The sequence below is a fragment of the Nocardioides astragali genome, assembly GCF_024436375.1.
In the GTDB taxonomy this organism is placed as follows: Bacteria; Actinomycetota; Actinomycetes; order Propionibacteriales; family Nocardioidaceae; genus Nocardioides; species Nocardioides astragali.
The window spans coordinates 201,484-219,282 of the sequence record NZ_JAFMZM010000003.1; the positions used below are offsets into that span (position 1 = coordinate 201,484).

19 protein-coding genes and 1 tRNA gene are annotated in these 17,799 nt (G+C 71.9%); 9 read left to right on the forward strand and 11 right to left on the reverse strand.

Going from position 1 to position 17,799, the window contains the following annotated elements:
• Positions 1-93 precede the first annotated feature (93 nt).
• From J3P44_RS10030 to J3P44_RS10040, 3 genes are all read left to right on the forward strand, one after another.
• On the forward strand, positions 94-579 hold the full coding sequence (locus J3P44_RS10030) for a tRNA adenosine deaminase-associated protein (protein ID WP_255890198.1): 486 nt from the start codon (positions 94-96) through the stop codon (positions 577-579).
• 93 nt (positions 580-672) lie between these two features.
• The gene (tadA, locus tag J3P44_RS10035; RefSeq protein ID WP_255890199.1) at positions 673-1,137 is read left to right on the forward strand and encodes a tRNA adenosine(34) deaminase TadA; all 465 of its coding nucleotides are present in this window, start codon (positions 673-675) and stop codon (positions 1,135-1,137) included.
• Positions 1,134-1,604, forward strand: a complete 471-nt coding sequence (locus J3P44_RS10040; protein ID WP_255890200.1) for a GNAT family N-acetyltransferase — start codon at positions 1,134-1,136, stop codon at positions 1,602-1,604. The genes tadA and J3P44_RS10040 overlap by 4 nt, the downstream gene beginning before the upstream one ends.
• Here the strand turns inward: J3P44_RS10040 and J3P44_RS10045 are convergent.
• From J3P44_RS10045 to J3P44_RS10055, 3 genes are read right to left on the reverse strand one after another with little or no spacing between them, the layout of a single operon-like run.
• Positions 1,580-3,028, reverse strand: a complete 1,449-nt coding sequence (locus tag J3P44_RS10045) for a wax ester/triacylglycerol synthase domain-containing protein (protein WP_255890201.1) — start codon at positions 3,026-3,028, stop codon at positions 1,580-1,582. The two genes, J3P44_RS10040 and J3P44_RS10045, sit on opposite strands and share 25 nt — an antisense overlap.
• Positions 3,013-4,449 carry an HAD-IB family hydrolase gene (locus J3P44_RS25465; protein ID WP_255890202.1) on the reverse strand — a complete coding sequence of 479 codons (1,437 nt, stop codon included), beginning with the start codon at positions 4,447-4,449 and terminating at the stop codon, positions 3,013-3,015. Before J3P44_RS25465 ends, J3P44_RS10045 begins: the two co-directional genes overlap by 16 nt.
• Complete coding sequence (locus J3P44_RS10055; protein ID WP_255890203.1) at positions 4,446-6,356, reverse strand: lysophospholipid acyltransferase; 1,911 nt, start codon at positions 6,354-6,356, stop codon at positions 4,446-4,448. The genes J3P44_RS25465 and J3P44_RS10055 overlap by 4 nt, the downstream gene beginning before the upstream one ends.
• Positions 6,357-6,507: 151 nt before the next feature.
• Here J3P44_RS10055 and J3P44_RS10060 point away from each other — a divergent pair.
• From J3P44_RS10060 to J3P44_RS10070, 3 genes are all read left to right on the forward strand, one after another.
• A tRNA-Ser gene (locus J3P44_RS10060) sits at positions 6,508-6,597 on the forward strand.
• 65 nt (positions 6,598-6,662) lie between these two features.
• Positions 6,663-7,382, forward strand: coding sequence for a transporter substrate-binding domain-containing protein (locus J3P44_RS10065; protein WP_255890204.1), 720 nt, complete (start codon positions 6,663-6,665; stop codon positions 7,380-7,382).
• Between the two features lie 14 nt (positions 7,383-7,396).
• The gene (locus J3P44_RS10070; protein ID WP_255890205.1) at positions 7,397-8,437 is read left to right on the forward strand and encodes a zinc-dependent alcohol dehydrogenase family protein; all 1,041 of its coding nucleotides are present in this window, start codon (positions 7,397-7,399) and stop codon (positions 8,435-8,437) included.
• Between the two features lie 9 nt (positions 8,438-8,446).
• On the opposite strand, the gene J3P44_RS10075 is transcribed toward J3P44_RS10070, so the two are convergent.
• The gene (locus J3P44_RS10075) at positions 8,447-8,689 is read right to left on the reverse strand and encodes a hypothetical protein (protein WP_255890206.1); all 243 of its coding nucleotides are present in this window, start codon (positions 8,687-8,689) and stop codon (positions 8,447-8,449) included.
• A gap of 119 nt (positions 8,690-8,808) precedes the next feature.
• On the opposite strand from J3P44_RS10075, the gene J3P44_RS10080 reads away from it, so the two are divergent.
• On the forward strand, positions 8,809-9,630 hold the full coding sequence (locus tag J3P44_RS10080) for an HAD-IIA family hydrolase (RefSeq protein WP_255890207.1): 822 nt from the start codon (positions 8,809-8,811) through the stop codon (positions 9,628-9,630).
• A gap of 26 nt (positions 9,631-9,656) precedes the next feature.
• On the opposite strand, the gene chrA is transcribed toward J3P44_RS10080, so the two are convergent.
• The 4 genes from chrA to J3P44_RS10100 all read right to left on the reverse strand — a co-directional run bounded on the left by chrA (position 9,657) and on the right by J3P44_RS10100 (position 13,129).
• Positions 9,657-11,018 carry a chromate efflux transporter gene (chrA, locus tag J3P44_RS10085; RefSeq protein ID WP_255890208.1) on the reverse strand — a complete coding sequence of 454 codons (1,362 nt, stop codon included), beginning with the start codon at positions 11,016-11,018 and terminating at the stop codon, positions 9,657-9,659.
• 73 nt (positions 11,019-11,091) lie between these two features.
• A complete protein-coding gene (locus J3P44_RS10090) occupies positions 11,092-11,991 on the reverse strand; it encodes a cation diffusion facilitator family transporter (RefSeq protein WP_255890209.1) in 900 nt (299 codons plus the stop codon).
• Positions 11,991-12,746 (reverse strand): cation diffusion facilitator family transporter, encoded by a 756-nt coding sequence (locus tag J3P44_RS10095; RefSeq protein ID WP_255890211.1) that lies wholly within the window; start codon positions 12,744-12,746, stop codon positions 11,991-11,993. The genes J3P44_RS10090 and J3P44_RS10095 overlap by 1 nt, the downstream gene beginning before the upstream one ends.
• Complete coding sequence (locus J3P44_RS10100) at positions 12,743-13,129, reverse strand: ArsR/SmtB family transcription factor (protein ID WP_372496552.1); 387 nt, start codon at positions 13,127-13,129, stop codon at positions 12,743-12,745. The genes J3P44_RS10095 and J3P44_RS10100 overlap by 4 nt, the downstream gene beginning before the upstream one ends.
• An 82-nt stretch (positions 13,130-13,211) precedes the next feature.
• Here J3P44_RS10100 and J3P44_RS10105 point away from each other — a divergent pair, with 82 nt between their 5' ends.
• Both J3P44_RS10105 and J3P44_RS10110 read left to right on the forward strand, forming a co-directional pair.
• The gene (locus J3P44_RS10105; protein ID WP_255890212.1) at positions 13,212-14,477 is read left to right on the forward strand and encodes an MFS transporter; all 1,266 of its coding nucleotides are present in this window, start codon (positions 13,212-13,214) and stop codon (positions 14,475-14,477) included.
• Between the two features lie 108 nt (positions 14,478-14,585).
• Positions 14,586-15,092 (forward strand): nucleoside/nucleotide kinase family protein, encoded by a 507-nt coding sequence (locus J3P44_RS10110; protein ID WP_255890213.1) that lies wholly within the window; start codon positions 14,586-14,588, stop codon positions 15,090-15,092.
• A 137-nt stretch (positions 15,093-15,229) separates the two neighbouring features.
• Here J3P44_RS10110 and J3P44_RS10115 read toward each other — a convergent pair whose 3' ends face one another.
• From J3P44_RS10115 to J3P44_RS10125, 3 genes are all read right to left on the reverse strand, one after another.
• Positions 15,230-16,240: an aldo/keto reductase family protein gene (locus J3P44_RS10115; RefSeq protein ID WP_255890214.1), complete on the reverse strand. Its 1,011-nt coding sequence runs from the start codon at positions 16,238-16,240 to the stop codon at positions 15,230-15,232.
• Positions 16,241-16,292: 52 nt separating this feature from the next.
• Positions 16,293-16,520, reverse strand: coding sequence for a biotin/lipoyl-binding carrier protein (locus tag J3P44_RS10120; protein ID WP_255890215.1), 228 nt, complete (start codon positions 16,518-16,520; stop codon positions 16,293-16,295).
• Between the two features lie 76 nt (positions 16,521-16,596).
• The gene (locus J3P44_RS10125; protein ID WP_255890216.1) at positions 16,597-17,790 is read right to left on the reverse strand and encodes a hypothetical protein; all 1,194 of its coding nucleotides are present in this window, start codon (positions 17,788-17,790) and stop codon (positions 16,597-16,599) included.
• Between the last annotated feature and the right edge of the window lie 9 nt (positions 17,791-17,799).

Here is a 17,799-nt window from a genome sequence, read left to right on the forward strand (position 1 = left end):
CCCGTCCCGGCAGACAGTGGCGGGAAAGAGGTTGGCGGACCCGCGGCTTCGTGGGACATTGGAGGAGTCCGCAGCCTGTGGGGAGGTCGCTTCGTGTCCGAGCACGTCGGTGAGGTCGACTTCGCGCTGGCCGCGTTCCTCCGGGACGGCGCCTGGCAGGTGCAGGAGATCGCCTCCCCCGCCTACGACTCGATCGAGGCCCTGGGTCATGCCCTGCGCCAGGTGGCCGGCGACGCGGGCGGCGTCGCGATGGTCGCCGTCGACGAGGACTTCTTCGTCCTCGTGCGGGTCGCCGGGTCGACGACCCGGGTGCTGCTCTCCGACGTCACGGCCGCCGACCAGTGGGAGCTGGCCCAGTCGGCCGTCGCCTTCCTGGGGCTGCCCCCGCCGGAGGACGACGACGTCGAGGTGCCCGCGGGCGACCTGGGCCTGCTCGACGACCTGGGGCTCCACGCCATCGACATGGGTGCCCTGCTGGACGACGTCGAGCTCTACCCCGACGAGATGCTCTCCGAGATCGCGCGCCAGCTGGGGTTCGGCGAGCTCTTCGACGACGCCGTCGGCCTGACGTCAGCATGAGCACCCCACGACGTTCTTCTCCTCCGCTGCGCTCCCCCGAACAACGCCGCAGGGACCCCGCATGACCTGGCCCGTCGCGATGTGGACCGCTGCATGACGTGGGACGACCCCATGCGCCTGGCCCTGGCCCAGGCGCAGGCCGCGCTCGCGGGCGACGACGTACCCGTGGGAGCCGTGGTCGTCGACGCGACCGGGACCGTCATCGGCACCGGCCGCAACACTCGCGAGGCCGAGGGCGACCCCACCGGCCACGCCGAGATCGTCGCGCTGCGCGCAGCAGCGGCCGCACGTGGCGAGTGGCGGCTCACCGGCTGCACGTTGGTCGTCACCCTTGAGCCCTGCACGATGTGCGCCGGGGCGCTCGTCCTCGCCCGGGTGGACCGCCTCGTCTTCGGTGCGTACGACGACAAGCTGGGCGCGGCCGGTTCGCTGTGGGACGTGGTCCGCGACCGTCGGCTCAACCACCGCCCCGAGGTCGTCGCAGGCGTCCTCGCGGCGGAGTCCACCGCCCTGCTCGACGGGTTCTTCGCCCGGCACCGCTCGCGGGAGGTCAGATGAGCAAGGTCCGCCGGGCCACCCCGGACGACGCCGACGTGCTGGGCGCTCTGCTGTGGGACTTCAACACGGAGTTCGAGACGGAGACCGACGACGCCGACGTGCTGGCGGCGCGGTTCGCCCGGCTGCTGGCGCTCGACGAGGTCGTGGCCGTGCTGGCGGAGGACGGCGACGGCACGCCTGTGGGCTTCGCCTTCCTGAGCCTGCGCCCGGCCATCTGGTACGACGGCCCCGTCTCGCAGCTCGAGGAGCTCTACGTCGTGCCCGAGCTGCGGTCACAGGGCATCGGCACCCAGCTCCTCGACCTCTCCCGTCGGCTCGTGCTCGAGGTGGGCTCACCGGAGATGCACATCGGCGTCGACGAGGTGGACGTCGACACCCGCCGGTTCTACGAGCGGCACGGCTTCCGCAACATCGAGGACGGCGTCGACTACCGGATGCTCCTCTACATCGGCCCGACCGGCGACTGATCACTGCTCGATGGTGCGGCGGAGACCATCTCGTCGACACCTTCCGCCAGGCACGCGGCCAGGTCGGCCATGTCAGCGACCGCGCTGGCGTCGACGTTGACGCCGATGCAGGCGGTGTCACCGACGGTCACCAGGCACACGGTCAGCGCGGCGCCGGGGAGCGGCCCGAGGACGTACATCCCCTGCACCTCCGCGCCGGCCATGTAGCGCCGTCGCGGCGGGCCGGGCAGCGTCAGCACGAAGGCGTCGGGGACCGCGGCGGTGCGCAGCGCCGAGGCGCCGACGAACGACGGCAGCCGGTTGAGGGCCGGGGCGGCTGCGTCGAGCACCTCCAGCGCCCGTTCGGTGTGCAGCGACAACACCTCGCCCCGCACGGCCGCGACCCGGTCGACGGGGTCCTCGATCGCGAGCGGTCCGGAGATCAGCGCGCCCTTGAAGCGGTTGCCGAGGTCGTCGGCGCGGTCGAGCGAGACCCGCACGCCGACCGGGATCTCGGGCAGCGTGCTGCCACGCCGCGCGTGGTAGCGGCGGAGGCCTCCGAGCACCAGCGCGACCGCCGCGTCGTCGAGCGTGCCGCCTCCCTGCCGGGCCACGGTGCGCAACGGCTCGAGCGGGGCATCGAGGGTCAGGAAGGACCACATCCGGCCCGTGCGCGGCGTCAGCTCCGGTGAGGGGGGCGCGGCCTGGGTGAGGAGGCGGCGGACGGAGGCTGCGTAGTGCAGCGTGGAGGCGACCACGGCCTGCGGTCGGGTGGCTGCGTGGCCGAGGGTGCGTGCCGTCGCCAGGGCCACCTCGGGCAGGGTCGCGAGGCCGGTGCGCAGGCCCGAGACGGCGAGGTCGACGGGATCGGCGTCCGCCGGGGCGGCGACGTCGTCGTCGGCCACGGGCTTGCGGGCGGTGTGGCTGCGCTTGCCGGACTGCAGCATCGACAGGAGCTGGACCGTGCCGAGCGGGTCGGCCAGTGCGTGGTGGATCTTGAGGACGTACGCCGCACCCTCTCCCACACCCTCGAAGAGCACGCCCTCCCACAGCGGGCGCGACCGGTCGAAGGGGCGCAGCGCGATCTGCGCGGCCTGGGCCAGCATCTCCTCGCGACTGGAGACCCGCTCGCGACGCAGGTGGTAGCCCAGGTCGAAGGTGGGGTCGTCGGCCCACGTCGGCGCGGCGGTCGGCACGACCGGCTCGACGACGCGCTGGCGGAGTCGGCGTACGAGCCCGGTCCCCCACTCGGCCGCGGCGACCAGGCGCTTCCAGTCCGGCGCCCGGTCGAGGTCGATGATCACGGTCGTGGTGGACGACTGGACGGGGTGCCGCTCGGCACGCCACAGCAGCGTCTCCATGGGCGTCAGCTCAGGGGCGGCCGCCAGGGCCGCGGCGCTGCCCCAGCGCTCGAAGTCCTCCCGCGCGTTCATTGAACCGGCCACTTCGCGAGGGTCTCCTCGAACTTGGTGTGCAGGGCGGCGATCCGCTCGCTCATGTCGTCCTCGTTCCAGTCGGTCTCCGGCTCGAGCACGCACACGTCGACGACGCCGGGGTTGAGCACCAGGGAGCTGCGCCGCATCAGCTCACCGGTGTTGCGCAGCACCACGGGCACGACCGGCACGCCAGCCTGCGCGGCAAGGTGGAAGGCGCCCTTGCGGAACGGGCCGAGCACGGGCGTGGCCGAGCGGGTGCCCTCCGGGAAGATCATCAGCGACGTGCCGGCGCGGATGCGCTCGACGACCCCGGCCAGGGTGGCGCGGGCCGACGCGGAGTCGGAGCGGTCGATGTAGGCGGGGTCGATGACCACCGAGCCGACGATGGCGCGCGGGTCCCACCGCGCCTCCTTCTTGGCCACGATCGTGAAGTCGCGCTCCAGCAGGGCTCCCAGGACCGGGATGTCGAGCGAGCTCTGGTGGTTGGCCACGAAGATGGCCGGCCGGTGGGTCCAGAGCCGCTCGCGGTTCTGGACGTCCATCGTCACCCCGGCCAGCGCCATCGGGAGCGAGGTGGCGAGCTTGACGGCGAGGTTGCGGCCCTCGCGGGCGTCGCGGCGGAGCAGGCCGTAGGCCAGGCCGGAGACGACGCCGGAGTTCATCGCGGCGAGTGCGGCCGCGGTGCGCCCGGCCGCGACGAGGGAGCCGCCGACGGGGTCGCTGAGGTCGAGCACCGGCCAGCCCAGCCGGGCAGCCGCCGCCCGGAGGTCGCGGTGCGGGTTGAGGGCGGTGGGGTGCCCGACGGAGGAGAGGAAGGCGACGTCCTCGTAGCCGTTGCCGTAGGCGTAGGACTCGGCGAGGTCGACGCCGTGCTCCCGAGCGAAGGCTCGTACGCCGCTGGCCTTGTGCCGGCCCCAGAGCATCGGGCCGTGGGTGGCGCCGGTGAACTGCCCGTCCTCGACCACGAGCCGGGTGCAGATGAGGTGCTCGACACCGAGGTCGCGGGCGACCGGGGCGATCTGGTACTTCGTCGCCGCCGAGGCGACCGCCACGGTATGCCTCGCCCGCTGGTGGGCCAGGACGAGCGCGCGCGACTCGCGGCGGATGGTGCCGGCGATCTTGGAGCGGAAGAGCCGCTCCCCGAGGTCGGCGAACGCCTCCTCGGACTCCCCGCGCATCGCCGAGAACGCGACGTGCGCGATCCGGGTGGGGTCGCCGCCCAGCTCCCCGTCGACCGCGGTCACCACGGTCCGCAGGAACTCGGCCGGCGACACCTCGCGGCCCTTGAGCCGGTCGCCGTAGAACGTGGCCGCCGTGTAGCCCGCGACCAGCGTGCCGTCGAGGTCGAAGAAGGCGCCGACGGACGGCCCCTGCGGGCCGGCCTCGATCGCCTCGATCGCAACCTGTGCGTCGGCGGAGAGCCCGCTCACCGGCTCTCCTGCCGGTGGCGCGGCTGGGAGGGGGCGGACGTCGCCACGCCGGCCGCGATCTCGCCGATGATGTTGACCCGGCGCACGGAGTCGCGCAGCTCGGCCGCGAAGGCCTCCCGGGCCGTGCCGATCCCCTCGCCACCCTCGAGCAGCCCCTTGTGGCGGGCGAGCGCCACGGCGGTGCGGAAGAGCTCGAGCGAGATCGACTCCGCGCTCGCGACGCGGCGCTGCAGCGCCCACTGATGGCCCACGGCGAGGGCGTCGGCCATCAGGTCGTCCTCCTCGACGGGGCTGTCGCCGCGGTCGGCGAGGCGGTCGGCGAGCACGAGGTAGGCGTCGAGGAACGGGCGCAGCACCAGGTGGGCCAGGTGCGGGCGTGCGCTCACCAGCAGCTCGCGGGCCCGCTCGGGCGCCATGTCGGTGACGTCCTCGCCGACGAGCAGCTCGAGCTCGGTGCGCAGGTCGGCCTCGAAGCCGGCGCGGCCGGGGAAGAAGAACTCGAACTTCAGGAGGTCGCGCATCCGCTTGGCCTCCTCCCAGCCCACCTGCAGCGGGCCACCCTCGGGCAGCTCGGCGTCGGGCTCGAGCTCGCTGACGGTCAGCAGTGCGAGCTCTCCGATCGCGCGCTCGACGAGGATGTGGATGACCGTGTTGCGGTAGAACGCGGCGACCAGGTGCTGGTCGTCATCGATCTTCCAGACCGGCTCGCTGCCGCCGTCGTACGTCGCCAGCACGCCGCTGCGGGCCAGCTCGGCCAGCGCCCGGCGGATCGTCGAGCGGTCGCGGAGGTCGGCGGCACCGGCGACCGGCCAGCGCCGCGCCTCGATGTAGGTGGCCAGCGGCTCGACGGTGTCGAGCACCTCGTCGACGGTCAGGGCACGGTCGGCGCCGAGCAGGGCGAGCGAGACGATCGCGGTGACCGTCACCGGGGTGGCGCGGTTGAGCCGGTGGGAGATGTCGAGCGCGACCCGCTCGACGGCCTGGTGCCCGGTGATGCCCTCCGCCGCCAGCTCGTCGAGCCTGTCGCGCAGCGAGAAGGGCTCGCCGACGGTGAGGTAGGCCCGGCCGAGGCGGTTGCGCTGCAGCCGGGCGAAGCGCACCAGCCAGCGCCAGTCCTCCGGTGTCTTGCTGGCGCCGCGAGCCTCCGCGGTCATCAAGGACACCTCGTGCAGCTGGTCGTAGACGACCGAGACGGGCACCACCTGGACGTCCGGCGCCTCGTCGCCCTCCCCGTCGCCCTGCACCGTGTCGGTGAGGTACTTGAGGATGCCGTGCACCGGTGGGCGCAGCTTGCCGGTGCGGGTGCGCCCGCCCTCGATCGACCACGCCAGGTTGCGCTTGTTGACCACCATCTGGCGGATGTAGGAGCGCAGGGCCAGGCGGTAGACCGGGATCTCCTGCGTCGCCCGCCGGATGAAGATGACGCCGGTGCGGCTGGCGATGGAGCCGATCAGCGGCAGGTTGAGGTTGGCCCCGCCGAAGGTGTAGGTCGGCGAGAAGCGCCGCGCCATCAGCACGTTGGGGATGACCATGCCGTCGAGGTAGGAGCGGTGGCTGAAGGCGAGCGCGAGGCTGTGGGAGCGGTCCACCTGCCGCAGCTTGTGCATCTCCTCCTCGTCGACCAGGACGTCGTACGCCCTGAGGAACCACTCCCCCATGCGGGCCCAGCCCTGCGAGGCGCGGTCGTCGTGGGCCGCCGACATCTCGTGGAGGTAGCCCTTGACCTCCGACCAGACCTCCTCCTCCGGGCGCCCCTGCTCCTCGGCCGCCTCCGCGACCGCGCGCTGGAAGCGCTTGTCGTGGAGGAGCTCGGTCACCTCCTGCGGCGGCGCGGCGGGCAGCCGCTCCCCCACCGACCGGGGCAGGGCGGACCTCGCGAGATCACGGACACGTCGGACGGCAGTCACGGTCGGACCGCTCCTTTCCCCTGCGCTGTGCGCAGGCGCCTGCGTGGGCCGCAAACTACCGTCGTACGCGCTCGCTGACCACGGCAACCGGCCACGGGCTGGACCGCCCTCGTTTTTCGGGTGGAGCTCACCCTCTAGTAACGTTCGGCGCGGTGACGTGTCCGAGCGGCCTAAGGAGAACGCCTCGAAAGCGTTTGTGGGCGCAAGTCCACCGAGGGTTCAAATCCCTCCGTCACCGCCAGCCGATCGGGCCGGTCCCTCGCGGGCCGGCCCGATCGTCGTCCCGGGAGACCTAGTCTCGGGCGCATGACGCCCAGCACGGACATCGCCACCGACCTTGCGCCGACCGGTGCGCTCCGCGCCTCGATCAACCTGGGCAACCCCGTGCTGGCGCAAGGAACCGCAGCGCAGCCCAGCGGCGTCACGGTCGCCATCGCACGTGAGCTCGGGGCGCGGCTGGACCTTCCGGTCGAGCTGGTCTGCTTCGACGCGGCGCGCAAGTCCTTCGAGGCGATGACGGCAGGCGAGGCTGACATCTGCTTCCTGGCGATCGAGCCCGCACGTGAGGCCGAGGTCGCGTTCACCGCACCGTACGTCGTGATCGAAGGTGTCTTCGCGGTCCCCGCAGGCGCCGCCGCTCAGACGCCTGCTGACGTCGACCAGGCCGGTGTGCGTATCGGGGTCAAGCGCGGCTCGGCCTACGACCTCTATCTCGCCCGCACCCTCCAGCACGCCACCGTGGTCCGAGGCGAGGAGGGCGTCGACGTATTCCTCGCCGAGGGGCTGGACGTGGCGGCGGGAATCCGCCAACCCATGACCACCTTCGTCCAGGCGCACCCGGACATGCGCCTGATCGAGGATCGCTTCATGCAGATCCAGCAGGCAGTGGGCACCACGAAAGGGCGTCACCCGGACACCGTGGCGTTCCTGCGCGCAGTCGTGGAGGACCTCAAGGCAAGCGGGTTCGTGTCCGAGGCACTGCTTGCGTCCGGGCAGGCCGACGCCATGGTCGCCCCGCCCGCGTGAGCGAGGATGGCGCCATGCGCGCAGTCGTCGTCGACCAAGCCACGTCGCAACCCGAGGTCCGCGAGGTGCCCCGCCCGACGGCACCCGAGGGCGGTGTCGTCGTACGCGTCGTGGCGACCGGGATGTGCCGCAGCGACTGGCACGCCTGGGCCGGACACGACGACGACGTCACCTTCCCGCACGTGCCCGGCCACGAGCTCGCCGGCGAGCTGGTCGAGATCGGTCAGGGCGTCGCCAGGTGGAAGATCGGCGACCGGGTCACCGTCCCCTTCGTCTGCGGCTGCGGTCGCTGCGAGTGGTGCCGGTCGGGGAATGCCCAGGTCTGTCCCGACCAGGAGCAGCCCGGCTTCACCCACTGGGGCTCGTTCGCCGAGCACGTCGCGCTGCACGCCGCCGACACCAACCTGGTCGCGATCCCCGAACAGGTCGACTTCGCCACTGCGGCCGGTCTCGGATGCCGCTTCGCCACTGCCTACCGCGCGCTCGTCGGGCGAGCCCGCCTGGCCGCGAGCGAGTGGGTCACCGTCGTCGGCGCCGGAGGGGTCGGGCTCAGCGCGGTGATGATCGCCCGCGCCCTGGGCGCCCACGTCATCGCCGTGGACCGCAACCCGGGGGCCCTCGCCGTCGCCACCGAGCTCGGGGCGGACCACACCCTGCTGGCCGACGGCAGCGACATCGCGTCGGCCGTCGACGAACTCGTCCCCGGTGGCAGCCACGTCGCGGTCGACGCCGTCGGCAGCGAGCAGACGTGCGCCAACGCCATCCTGAGCCTCCGCCGCAGGGGCCGCCTCGCCCAGGTCGGGCTGCTGCCACCACTCGAGGGGCATCCGCGAGTGCCGATGGCACGGGTCATCGCATGGGAGCTCGATCTCCTCGGCAGCCACGGCATGGCTGCTACGGACTACCCGGAGATGCTGGCGCTCATCGAGACCGGGGAGCTGCAGCCGCAGAGGCTGATCGAGCGGACCATCGGCCTGGAGGAGGCCGCCCGGTTGCTGCCTGCCTTCGACCGCACCTCGGTCGCCGGCATGACGATGATCGACCCGACCCGCTAGAGCGACGGGTCAGGCCGCCCGGCTGATGCCGAGGCGTCGTACGGCGCGGCGCAGCGCGCTCTCCCGCGTGCCGAAGGGCTGGAGCGGGAGCAGGTGGGTCAGGTTCTCGCGCTCCGCCATCAGTTGGACGGCCTCGTCCTCGTAGGCCTGGGCGAAGGCCTCCGCTGCTGCGAAGTCGTCGTTGGCCACGGCGGCCTCGACGTTGCGGGCGTGGTGGGCGTGGAGCTCGTTGAGCTCGTCGATCAGACGCATGATCCCTCCTCGGGGGTCGGTGCTGTCCTTCCAGTGTGCCGAGATCATTGGAACGATCCAATCCCTCGGCGCCGTGATGTGCGTCCCACCGGCTGCGAGCGCTTCAGGCATGCTCGACAATGGGGCCCGTGACCGAATCCCCCCGCCCCGTCCGCACCTGGCTCACCGACATGGACGGAGTCCTCGTGCGTGAGGAGGACCCGATCCCGGGGGCCAAGGAGTTCATCGCGGCGCTCCGTGAGCAGGACATCCCGTTCCTCGTCCTCACGAACAACTCGATCTTCACCCCGCGCGACCTCCGGGTGCGACTGCTGCGCAGCAGCGGCATCGACGTGCCCGAGGACTCGATCTGGACCTCCGCGCTGGCGACCGCGCAGTTCCTCGACGACCAGCGTCCGGGCGGGTCGGCGTACGTCGTGGGCGAGACGGGGCTCACCGCGGCCGTCCACGACATCGGCTACGTCATGACCGACCAGTCGCCTGACTACGTCGTGCTCGGCGAGACCCGGACCTACTCCTTCGAGGCGATCACCCGCGCCATCCGCCTGATCAACGACGGCGCGCGCTTCATCGCGACCAACCCCGACCCGAGCGGGCCGAGCTCGCAGGGGATGCTGCCGGCCACGGGGTCGGTGGCGGCCCTCATCAGCACCGCCACCGGACGCGCGCCCTACTTCATCGGCAAGCCCAACCCGCTGATGATGCGGAGCGCGCTCAACCGGCTCGAGGCCCACTCCGAGACCACCGTCATGATCGGCGACCGCATGGACACCGACATCATCAGCGGCCTGGAGGCCGGCCTGCGCACGATCCTGGTGGCCACGGGCGCGACAGAGCGCCACCAGGTGCAGAACTTCCCCTACCGGCCGACGATGGTCGTGGACTCCATCGCCGACGTGGTGCCCTACGTCGGGAAGATGCTCCTGCCCGAGGACGCCTGAGCGAGCCGCTCGCCGGCGGCCCCGGCTCAGGCCGCCAGCGCCAGTCCCAGCACGATGCCCGCCAGCGCGCACGCGCCCAGCGTGCGGAGCACGGACCACTTGCGCCAGAAGACGAGCGCACAGCCCAGCCCAGTGATGGCGAGGGCCGCCCACTCGACCGATGCCAGGTGCGGGTACTCCAGGTCGAGCGGGCCGGCGGTGACGCGACCGGTCTCGCCGAAGAGCGTGTGCAGGGCGAAGAAGACCGCGAGGCTGGCGATCACGCCGACGACGGCCGCGGTGATGCCCGCCAGGGCGGCGGCCAGGTCGCGGTTGCCGCGGAGGCGCTCGACGTACGGGGCACCCAGCAGGATGAACAGGAAGCACGGCACGAACGTCACCCACGTGGTCAGCAGCGCCGCGATGACCGCCGCGACCCACGGGTCCAGATCGCCGGGTGAGCGGTAGGCGCCGACGAACGCGACGAACTGCACGACCATGATCAGTGGCCCCGGCGTGGTCTCGGCCAGCGCCAGTCCGCGGACCATCTCGCCCGGCGCGAGCCAGCCGTAGACCTCGACCGCCTGCTGGGCGACGTAGGCGAGGACGGCGTACGCCCCGCCGAAGGTCACCAGTGCCGCTCCGGAGAAGAACACACCTTGGTCGACGAAGATGCTCGAGCGGCCGAACAGGACAGCCACCGCGGCGACGGGCACGAACCACACCAGCAGGCCGACGACCAGGGTCAGGGCCGCCCGACGACCCGAGGGGCGCTCGGTGTGCAGCGCGTCGTCGCTGATCAGCGGCTCCGGGCCGTCGTCGACCGCGGCCTTCACGGGCTTGGTGAGCGTCGGCATGCGGCGACCCAGCACCCAGCCGATCCCGGCGGCAGCGAGCACGACGACCGGGAACGGCACCCCGAAGAACGTGAGCGCCGCGAACGAGACCACCGCCATCGCGACGAGCGCAGGGTGCCCGAGCCCCTTGCGGCCGACCCGGATGACCGCCTGCACCACGATCGCGATGACCGCCGGCGCGAGGCCCAGGAACAGCGACTCGACGAGCGTCGTCTCGCCGTAGGCGACGTAGACCCCGGAGAGCACGAGCAGCGCGACCACACCCGGCAGCACGAAGAGGATGCCGGCGACCAGCGCGCCCTTGACGCCGTTGAGCAACCACCCGACGTACGTCGCCAGCTGCTGCGCCTCGGGGCCCGGGAGCAACGTGCAGTAGGACAGCGCGAAGAGGAACCGCTGCTGGCCGATCCAGCGCTTCTCGTCCACGAGGGTCCGCTGCATCACCGCGATCTGGCCGGCCGGTCCGCCGAAGGTCTGCAGAGAGATCGCGAACCAGGCCTTCGTGGCTTCCCGGAGCGGGATCACGTCGCGGGTCTGCGTGGACGAGGACATGGCTGCACCGAACCCTTCCCCGGGAGATAAGTCAAGTGAGACGCTCGACTAACGCCAGTCGGGAGGGTCACTCTCACCAGGTCGCCTCGTGGCACTCCGTCGCCGGCGTGACCTCGACCTGCAGCGTGGCGTGCTCGATGGCGTGCCACTCGCGCAGTGCGGTCTGGGCGCCGGCGAGGACTGCCTGCGAGTCGGCACCGACCCGGAGGACGAGGTGCGCGGTGGCCACGTTCATCCCAGAGGTGAGGGTCCAGGCATGGAGGTCGTGCACCTCAGCCACTCCCGGCACGCCCTCGAGGTCGCGCACGACGGCGTCGAGGTCGACGTCGTGCGGCGCGTGCTGGCCCAGGACGGCGAGGACCTCCCTGCCCAGCAGGACCGCACGGACCGCGACGAAGGCGCCGATCGCGACGGCGACCACGGTGTCCCACTGCCCGGCTCCGGTGACCACCACCAGGAGGCCGGCGACGAGCACCCCGACGCTGCCGGCGGCGTCGGCCATCACCTCGAGGTAGGCGCCCTTGACGTTGATCGACTCGTGCGCTCCGCCGCGCAGCAGCGCGAGGCAGACGAGGTTGACCAGGAGCCCGACGGCTCCGACCACGATCATCGGGCCCGAGGACACGTCGACCGTTTGGCCGATCCGGCCGACCGCCTCCACGACGACGTACACCGAGACGCCGAGCATGATCAGGACGGTGAAGCCGGAGGCGAACACCTCGGCGCGGTAGGAGCCATACGTACGCCGACCGGTGCCGTCGGGGCGGGTGGCGATCTTCGTCGCGACGAGCGCGGCACCGAGGGCGACCACGTCGGCTGCCATGTGGCCCGCGTCGGAGACCAACGCCAGCGACCCGCTCAGGAGCCCGGCGGTGAGCTCGACCCCGAAGAACGCCGCGACGAGACCGAAGGCAACGCCGAGGCGCCACCGGTGCCGGCCGCCGGCGTGGCCGTGCCCGTGTCCCGCACCCATCACGATCCGCCGCGTCCGTTGACGTCTCCGCGCGGGGACGTGATGGTCACCAGCTGGGGGCCCGCGGATCCGCACGAGCAGGCTGCACCTGCGCAGTCCTCGCACTCGCCGGTGTGGGCGTGGCCGATAGGCCCGCAGCAGCCCTCACCGCGCCACGCGTCGCGGCCCTCCTTGACAGCCACGACGGCGATGACCAGGCCCGCGACCGAGTCGGCCCAGTGCCACCCCAGCGTCGCGTTGAGCACGAGGCCGAGCAGCAGGACGGCGGAGAGGTAGGTGCACAGCAACGTCTGCGTGGAGTCGGCGACGACAGCGTTGGAGCCGAGCGCCTTGCCGGTGCGCCGCTGCGCCCACGAGAGGAAAGGCATGACGGCCAACGACGCGACGGCCAGCCCGATGCCGACCTGGGACGGGTCCGGGGCGTGCCCGACCACGAGCGCGCGCACGGACTCGCCCGCGACGTACGCCGCCAGCGCGAAGAACGAGATCGCCATCAGCCGGAGCGCCGTACGCTCGCGCGACTCGGGCAGTGGGTGGCGGAACTGCCACAGCACGATGAGCCCGCTCGCGACCTCGACGATCGAGTCCAGGCCGAAACCGACGAGGGCCACGGAGCCCGCGACGAGACCGGCGGCGATCGCGATGACGGCCTCGACCACGTTGTAGGACACCGACGCCGCGGCGAGGAGCTGGGCGCGACGGCCCCACCGTGCTCGGTCCGCTAGGGCGAGGGGCTGCGTGGCGGGTGCGGTCATGCCGTCTCCCCGGGCAGTGACTCGGAGCCGTAGGTCGCGCACAACGTCACGGCGTCACCGGTCAGGGACAGCAGCCTCTCGGCGGAGGCCAGCAGATCCATCACCGCCTGGGGGTGCTCGAGCGACCACATGGAGGCCCGGCCCTGGGGACGCGACGACACCAGGCCACAGTCCCTGAGGCAGGCGAGGTGCTTGGAGACCGTGCTCTGCGCCAGCCCGAGGTGGGCGGTCAGGTCGACCACCCGGTGCTCGCCCAGGGCCAGGTGCCGCACGATGGAGAGGCGCGAGGGGTCGGAGAACCCGTGGAAGAGACAGGCTGCGGCGGTGAGGCTGACGGTGTCGTCGGCCAGCTCGACCGACCCTTCTGCTGCTTTCATCGCCATACGGCGATGATAGGCCACGACCTCGCTGTCCCGAGAGGGACCGTCTCGCGGGCATGAGATCCGGCTGCCCTAGCCTGCGGTGGTGGAGAGGCGACTGCTGGCGGACACCCGCCCGCTCGCCAACCCGCACTTCAGGCGGCTCTGGCAGGCCAACATCGTCACGGTCATCGGTGCGCAGCTCACCGTGGTGGCGGTACCGGCCCAGATCTACGTCATGACCGGCTCGTCCGCCTACGTCGGCCTGACGGGTGTCTTCGGCCTGGTGCCGCTGGTGGTGTTCGGGCTGTGGGGTGGCGCCCTGGCCGACGTCTTCGACCGGCGCACGCTGCTGATGATCACCACGACCGGGCTGATCCTCACCTCGGCCGGCTTCTGGCTGCAGGCGGCGCTGGGCGCCGAGGACGTGTGGCTCCTGCTGTCCCTCTTCGCGGTGCAGCAGGCGTTCTTCGCGGTCAACCAGCCGACGAGGTCCGCGCTGCTGCCACGCCTGCTCGACGACGACCTGCTGCCTGCTGCCAACTCGCTCAACATGACGGTGATGCAGGCCGGTGGCATCGCCGGGCCGCTCGTCGGTGGCGCCCTGATCCCGCTGATCGGGTTCTCGTGGCTCTACCTGCTGGACACCATCACGCTCTTCGCGACGCTGAGCGCCGTCGTACGGCTCCCGCCGCTGCCGGTCATCGGCGCGACCGTGACGCCCGGCATCTCGGCGGTCGTCGACGGCTTCCGCTACCTCCGCACCCAGCCGGTGCTGATGATGTCGTTCGTCGTCGACATCATCGCGATGGTCTTCGGCATGCCGCGGGCGCTCTTCCCCGAGATGGCCGACCTCGACTTCGGCGGCCCGAGCGGAGGCGGCCTCGCGTTCGCGCTGCTCTTCGCGGCCATCCCAGCAGGAGCCGTGATCGGCGGCGTGCTGTCGGGCTGGGTCTCGCACGTCGAGCGCCAGGGCCTCGCCGTGGTCGTCGCCATCCTCGTGTGGGGACTCGCCATGGCCGGCTTCGGCGTCGCGGCGATGCTCGCGTCGTACGCACCCGGCGTGATGCTCGGCGTGGCGGTCCTCATGCTCGCGATCGGCGGCGCGGCCGACATGGCGTCCGCCGCCTTCCGCATGTCCATGCTGCAGCACGCCGCGGCCGACGAGGTCCGCGGCCGGCTCCAAGGGATCTTCCTCGTCGTGGTCGTCGGCGGCCCGCGCATCGCCGACGTGGCCCACGGCGCCACCGCCGCAGCGACCGGTGCCGCCGTCGCCGCGGCGGGTGGCGGGGTGCTGGTCGTGGTGTTCACGGTCGTCGCCGCACTCGCCGTGCCGGCGTTCGTGCGCTACCGCGTCACGCGCCGGTTGTGAGCCCGACACCGGACACGTGTCCGAGATCTGGCCCATGATGCAGCCGGACGAGGGGCAGCTACTCGGACACGTGGCCGTCGGGCGTACGCCGGGTGGGAGGCTGAGCCGGTGGTGCTCGTGATCACCGGCGCGGCAGCGACCGGCAAGTCGACCATCGGCGACCACCTCCGCGGCCGGCCGGGGCTGCTGGTCGTCGACGGCGACGTGCTCGGCCGCGGCGCGGCCGCGACGGCGTACGGACGTCGGGACTACGTCGGGTTCTGGCGCTTCGTGCTGGCCGTGTGCGGGGAGGTGAGGTCGAACGGACTGGTGCCCGTGGTGCCGTGCATCTGCCTGCCCGATCAGGTCCTCGCCGCGGTCACCGACGAGGTCGTGCACTTCCTCGCGCTCGTGAGCGATGATCAGACGGTGCGGCGACGGATCGCTGAACGGCGCGGCGTCTCCGACGTCCCCTCACCAGAGACACACGTGCAGTTCGATCGCACCCTGCGAGGCGTGACGTACGTCCCCGAACCCCACACGTGGGCGAGCCTCGACGTCTCGGTGGTGGACCTCGCCGGCACCGTCGAGCGTGGTGCAGCGTGGGCCGTGGACCACGCCGGCATCACCACCTGAGCCGGCGTCTGATCCCCGACGCTTCATCACGGTATGTCGGTCAACCCGCACTTCCCTCGATCAATTGACCCGGGGAGGTGCGGGTTCGACGACATACCTTGATGAACAGGCGGCGCGCGGAGTGCGTACGGCGTACGTCAGACCACGCGGCCCTTCGGCGTCCCTTCGGCCGTCTTGCCGGGGTCGCGGACGACGACCGGGTCGAGGGCCTCGTCGATGCGCTTCATGACGTCCACGTCGAGCTTGACTCCGGCGGCCTTGACGTTGTCGGCGACCTGCTCGGGGCGAGAGGCGCCGACGAGGGCGGCGGCGACGTTGTCGTTCTGCAGCACCCACGCCACCGCGAGCTGGGCCATGGTGAGGCCGCAGTCGTCGGCGATCGGCTTGAGGTCCTGCACCGCGGTGAGGACGTCGTCCCTCATCCAGCGCGAGATCATGTCGGCGCCACCCTTGTCGTCCGTGGCGCGGGAGCCCGCGGGCGGCGCCTGGCCGGGGAGGTACTTGCCGGTGAGCACACCTTGCGCGATCGGGCTCCAGACGATCTGGGAGACGCCGAGCTCCTCGGAGGTCGGCACCACCTCCTCCTCGATCACCCGCCACAGCATCGAGTACTGCGGCTGGCTGGAGATCAGCTGGAACCCGAGCTCCTTGGACAGCTCGACGCCGGCGCGGATCTGGTCGGCGGTCCACTCGCTGACGCCGATGTAGAGCGCCTTGCCTTGGCGTACGACGTCGGCGAAGGCCTGCATCGTCTCCTCCAGCGGTGTCTCCACGTCGTAGCGGTGCGCCTGGTAGAGGTCGACGTAGTCGGTCTGGAGCCGCTGCAGCGAGCCGTTGATCGACTCCATGATGTGCTTGCGGGACAGGCCGGTGTCGTTCTTGCCCTTCGGGCCGGTGGGCCAGTAGACCTTCGTGAAGATCTCCAGCGACTCGCGACGCTCGCCCTTCAGCGCCTCGCCGAGCACCGTCTCCGCGGCGGTGTTGGCGTAGACGTCGGCGGTGTCGAAGGTCGAGATGCCCTCGTCCAGCGCCGCGCGCACGCACTGCGTGGCGACGTCGTTCTCCACCTGGGAGCCGTGGGTGAGCCAGTTGCCGTAGGTGATCTCAGAGATCTTCAGTCCGCTGTTGCCGAGGTATCGAAACTCCATGTCACGACCCTAGTGGGGCGTCGGTGACAGGCCCGTCGGAGGCGCGAGGCGTTCAGTCGAGCACGACGAGCACGTCGCCGTCCTGCACGACGTCGCCGACCGTCACCTTGATCGCGGTCACCGTGCCGGCGCGCTCGGCCAGCATCGGGATCTCCATCTTCATCGACTCCAGCAGCACGACGGTGTCGCCGGCCTCGACGCGATCGCCCTCGGCCACCTCGATGCTCAGCACGTTGGCGACCAGCTCGGAGACGATCTCGAGGGACGTGGAGCGGGCCATGCCTCCGACGCTAACGGTTACCCAGGCGTAGCCGCCGATCACCAGTCCCGCCCGGCTGCGCGGCCCGGACCCGGGCTCAGAGCTCGGCGAACCGGCTCGGCTCGGGACGGTGCGGACCCGCCTCTTCGGCCCGGCGAGCGCCACGGCCCTTGGGGCCGGTCAACGCCAGGTCCGCCCGGATGACGAGGTAGCCGACCAGCAGCCCGAGGACGAGGGAGTACGCCACGCGCAGGGCGGCCTCGAGGTAGGAGCTGTCCGGGGCGACCAGGCCCGAGGCCAGGGGGACCGTCGCCGCGACACCGAAGGCGCAGACCCACCAGCCCTGCCGGCGGCGGGCGCGGACGTGGGTGCCCCACACCAGCGCGGGGATGCCGAGGAACACGACGAGAGGACGGGGGAAGGCACCGATCCGCTCGGACGTCTCGTCGGCGAAGTCGAGGACGGAGGAGACGAAGGACTGGGCGCCGTAGCGGCGCAGGAGCTCGGCGTACGCCAACGTGCCGACGAGCACGGCGAGCCCGATCGCGACCGCGATGAGCCCGCGACGGCCCAGGCCGTGGAGGCCGGCACCGAGCCGGTAGACGATGGTGATCACCAGGGCCAGGGCCACGAGCAGCGCGGCGATGTCGAAGCGCTCGGGGGCCACCGTCGGCTCGAAGCCCACGGCCGCGAACGCCGTGATCGCGGAGACCAGAGTCGCCACGAGTGCCTCGCGCACCGCCTTCCACCACGTGATCGCGGGCACGGTCACCATGACGGCGTACACACTGCCGACCACGCACGTCATCACCGCGGCGCCAGTGGGCAGGACCCGCCCGCCGATGAGCAGGCTGGCGACGCCGAGGACCAGCGCCAGCCCGGCGGAGACGAGGGCCCGGCCCCCCGTACGGGTGGCGAGCAGCCAGGACAGGGCGGTCGCCACGGCCACCGCGCCGGCCCCGTCGAGCCACTCCGGTGCCGGCGCGAGCTCGGTGAGGGTCGAGGTGCCGCTGAAGATCCCGCTGAGCGCCGACCAGACCAGCGCCGCGGTGCCGAGCAGCAGCACGCCGAGCCAGGCGACCAGCAGGGAGCGGCGCGGACCCTCGGGAGGGAGCGTCGGGCCGGTGACCTCGCCGGCGGACGGTGGCGGGGCCGGGGTGGCCTCAGGAGCGGGCTCGGCCTTCAGCTTGGGCTCCACCTGCCGCTTCCGGCGCAGCCGCGACGGCGGCCGCTCGGCGGCCCGCTTGCCGCGGGACGACCCGCGGGGGCTCTCGGAGGTGGGGGAAGACACGTCGGACGA